This is a genomic window from Limibacillus sp. (assembly GCA_037379885.1).
Classification (GTDB): domain Bacteria; phylum Pseudomonadota; class Alphaproteobacteria; order Kiloniellales; family CECT-8803; genus JARRJC01.
The window spans coordinates 1-3,905 of the sequence record JARRJC010000099.1; the positions used below are offsets into that span (position 1 = coordinate 1).

The following is a 3,905-nucleotide window of genomic DNA, read 5'->3' on the forward strand; positions in this document are numbered from 1 at the left end:
CGCTCATGAAGCACGGTCGTCCTTGGACGCCTTCACGCGCCGCCGCTCCCGGGTCTTGGCCAGCCGGATGAAGCGTTGAAAGGCGTACATGTGGGCGTTGACGATTCCGTCGGTCCCATTCACGAACTCGCGGCGCAGGACATAGGCCTTCAGAAAGGCCAGGAGCGGGATCGTCAGAAGAATGAGCGCGCCCGGCGCCTTTCCCTTTTCCTCGAGGACTTCGGCTTGGGCGCTCGAATAGAAGTTGGTCTTCTCGACATGGTGCCAGAGCGAGCGGAAGGAACGGTGCTTGACCATGCCCTTCAGCTTGGCGCTGCGCGCGCCCGGATGCAGGACCACCGAGTCGTGCACCAGCTCGTCCTTGAAGCCGGCCTTGTCCTTGCGGTAGAGCCGTACCGGCTTGTGCCGCGCCGTCCAGGGATGGCCCGAGGTCTGCCCGGCCTGGATCGGCAGGATCGGCAGCCGGTAGCCTTCCAGCGGGGGCTCGCCGCTGGAGAACAGCGCCTTGATCTCCTCGGCAAGCTCCGGCGTGATCTCCTCGTCGGCGTCGATGTTCAAAAGCCACTTGTTGCGGCAGAGGCCCTCGCCGAAGACCTTCTGGGGGCCATAGCCCGGCCACTCGTTGAAGACCACGCGGGCCCCCAATTGCTCGCTGACCTTCACGGTCTCGTCCTCGGACCCGGAATCGATCACGATGACCTCGTCCACCCAATCGCGGACCGAGCGGATGCTGAGCGGAATGCGGTCAGCCTCGTTCTTGGCGATGATGAAGACGGAAATCGGCAGTGTCATGACTGTCCCAAGAGGCCCGACCGTGCGAGGGCCGGAAAGATAGCCGCAAACTGAGTGGCCTTGCAAAGTCTGCATCTCCCTTGGCTCTGGCCGCAAGCCGCCGAACAGGATAAAAGGCGCGGGAGTTGATCGCGAGAGGAACCGAAAGCGTGAGCGATAACCCATCCGAAGCGCGGACTCCGCGCCTGGCCGTGATCGGCCTGGGTTACGTCGGCCTGCCCCTGGCCGTGGCCTTCGCCGCGCGCTACCCGGTGACCGCCTATGACGTCAAGAGCGCGCGAATCGAGGCTTTGAAGCAGGGCCGCGACGACACGCTGGAGGTCACGGAAGAGGAACTGGCCGCCGCGGTCCACCTGACCTTGACCGACCGGGAGGCCGATCTCGCCGGAGCCGAGATCTTCATCGTGACGGTGCCGACCCCGATCGACGGGGAACGCCGCCCGGATCTGAGCGCACTGGAGAGCGCCTCCGCCGCCGTCGGCCGGACCATGCAGCCGGGCGCGCTGGTCATCTTCGAGTCGACGGTCTTTCCGGGGGCGACAGAGGAGGTCTGCCTGCCGATCCTGGAGGCGGAATCGGGCCTTGCCCTCAACCGCGACTTCACGCTCGGCTATTCGCCGGAACGGATCAACCCGGGCGACCGCACGCACAGGCTGGCCGATATCGCCAAGGTGGTGGCGGGCTCCACGCCGGAGGTCACGGAGCGCATGGCCGCGCTCTATGGCGAGGTGGTGACCGCCGGGGTCTTCCAGGCGGCCTCCATCCAGGTGGCGGAGGCCGCGAAGGTGATCGAGAACACCCAGCGCGACATCAACATCGCGCTGATGAACGAGCTGGCGCTGATCTGCGAGCGCCTGGACATTGCCACGCGCGACGTGCTGGCGGCGGCGCGCACCAAGTGGAACTTCCTGGACTTCACGCCCGGACTCGTGGGCGGTCACTGCATCGGCGTGGACCCCTATTACCTGACCGCCAAGGCCGAGGCGCTGGGCCATCATCCCGAGGTGATCCTGGCCGGACGGCGGATCAACGACTCCATGGCGGCCTTCGTGGCGGGCAAGGCGGTGAAGCTGCTGCTGGCCAGCGGACGGCCCGCACCGGGCGAGGCGCGCGCCGGCGTTCTGGGTCTGACCTTCAAGAAGAACGTGCCGGACCTGCGCAACTCCAAGGTCGTGGAGGTGGTGGAGGAACTCGCCGCCTTCGGGCTCACTCCACTGATCCACGACCCGCTGGCCGCCGAGGGGGAGGTCGAAGCCCTGTTCGGCCGACCTTGCGACGACCTGGAGGCTTTTGCCGGACTGGACCTGCTGATCCTCGCGGTCGACCACCAGGCCTATCTGGAGGGGACGACAAAGCTGCTGACCTGCCTCAAGGCCGGTGGGGTGGTCATGGACCTGCGCGCCGCGCTCGACCCTTCGGACTTGCCGTCCGGCATCACCTATTGGAGCCTGTGAGGAAGGAGGGGCCATGACAACGCTCGTCACCGGCACGGCCGGCTTCATCGGCTCGGAGGTTGCCGCCGCGCTTCTGGCGCGCGGCGAAGCGGTGGTCGGCATCGACAACCTAAACGACTACTATGATGTGCAGTTGAAGCGCGACCGCCTGGCCCGGCTTCAGGGGCAGGAAGGCTTCTCCTTCCTTGAAGGCTACATCGCCGAGATGGCCGACCTGGAAGCGGCCGTTTCCCTCGGCCGACCGACGCGCGTCATTCATCTGGCGGCTCAGGCCGGGGTGCGTTACTCGCTCACCAATCCAGGGGCCTACGTGCGCTCCAACCTCGTCGGCCACGCCAACGTGCTGGAGCTCTGCCGCCACCTGGAGGGGCTGGAGCACCTGGTGTACGCCTCGTCCAGTTCGGTCTACGGCGGGAACAAGAAGCTTCCCTTCTCCGAGAGTGACCGGGTCGACCATCCGGTTTCCCTCTACGCGGCGACCAAGAAGGCCGATGAGCTTTTGAGCGAGTCCTACGCCAGCCTCTACGGGCTGCCGCAGACGGGCCTGCGCTTCTTCACCGTCTATGGACCCTGGGGGCGGCCCGACATGGCGCTCTGGATCTTCACCAAGGCCATTCTCGCGGGCGAGCCCATCCCGGTCTTCAACCACGGCGAGATGCGCCGCGACTTCACCTACATCGACGACATCGTGGAGGGCGTGCTCGCCGTCGCCGGGAAGGCGCCTGAGGCATCCGGCGAGGGCCCGCCGCACCGCCTCTACAACATCGGCAACAATAAGCCCGAGCAGTTGCTGGACATGATCGCGCTTCTGGAAGAAAGCCTGGGAAGGAAGGCCGAGATGGAGCTTTTGCCGATGCAGCCCGGCGACGTTCCGGCGACCTATGCCGACATAGCGGCGATCTCCCGCGATTTCGGGTTTCGACCCAGGACGCCGATCGCGGAGGGTATTCCGAAGTTCGTCGCCTGGTACCGGGACTATCACGGCCTGTGAGACCCGCGGCCATCAAATTCCCGTTTTGCTGGCACGCGGTCTTTGACCTCCAAAAATCTTTCCTATATCTAGGCCGCCTAGCGCCTCCGAGCCGATTCCATAGACCCTAGGACAGCCATGACCGCTTCGACCGGCAGCAGCCTGACCCACCTGGACCGTCTCGAGGCGGAGAGCATCGAGATCATGCGCGAGGTGGCCGCCGAGTGCGCCAACCCGGTGATGCTCTATTCCATCGGCAAGGATTCCTCGGTCATGCTGCGCTTGGCGCTGAAGGCCTTCTATCCGGCGGTGCCTCCCTTTCCCTTCATGCACATCGACACGACCTGGAAGTTCCGGGAGATGATCGAGTTCCGGGACCGCACGGCGAAGGAATTGGGCCTGAAGCTACTGGTTCATACCAACAAGGAAGCCAAGGAAGCGGGGGTCTCGCCGTTTACCCACGGCGCGGCCTACACCGACATTATGAAGACCGAGGCGCTGAAGCAGGCGCTCGACAAGTACGGTTTCGACGCGGCCTTCGGCGGCGCGCGCCGCGACGAGGAGAAGTCCCGCGCCAAGGAGCGGATCTTCTCCTTCCGCGCGCCCGGCCACCGCTGGGATCCCAAGCGCCAGCGCCCAGAACTCTGGAACCTCTACAACACGCGGATCAACAAGGGGGAGACCATTCG

General features: G+C 65.3%; 4 protein-coding genes. 3 read left to right on the forward strand and 1 reads right to left on the reverse strand.

From position 1 onward, the window contains the following. Window positions 1-3 precede the first annotated feature (3 nt). Complete coding sequence (locus P8X75_14780) at window positions 4-792, reverse strand: glycosyltransferase family 2 protein (protein MEJ1996445.1); 789 nt, start codon at window positions 790-792, stop codon at window positions 4-6. Window positions 793-941: 149 nt separating this feature from the next. Here P8X75_14780 and P8X75_14785 point away from each other — a divergent pair, with 149 nt between their 5' ends. From P8X75_14785 to cysD, 3 genes are all read left to right on the forward strand, one after another. Further along, window positions 942-2,246: a nucleotide sugar dehydrogenase gene (locus P8X75_14785; protein MEJ1996446.1), complete on the forward strand. Its 1,305-nt coding sequence runs from the start codon at window positions 942-944 to the stop codon at window positions 2,244-2,246. A 13-nt stretch (window positions 2,247-2,259) separates the two neighbouring features. Beyond that, window positions 2,260-3,237: an NAD-dependent epimerase/dehydratase family protein gene (locus tag P8X75_14790; GenBank protein MEJ1996447.1), complete on the forward strand. Its 978-nt coding sequence runs from the start codon at window positions 2,260-2,262 to the stop codon at window positions 3,235-3,237. 117 nt (window positions 3,238-3,354) lie between these two features. Beyond that, a partial coding sequence (gene cysD, locus P8X75_14795; protein MEJ1996448.1) for a sulfate adenylyltransferase subunit CysD occupies window positions 3,355-3,905 on the forward strand: 551 nt, incomplete at its 3' end.

Excerpts from the sequence above, each read along its gene's own strand:
- P8X75_14790 (MEJ1996447.1), top strand. The coding sequence starts at position 2,260 with ATGACAACGCTCGTCACCGGCACGGCCGGCTTCATCGGCTCGGAGGTT.
- P8X75_14780 (MEJ1996445.1), bottom strand. The coding sequence starts at position 792 with ATGACACTGCCGATTTCCGTCTTCATCATCGCCAAGAACGAGGCTGAC.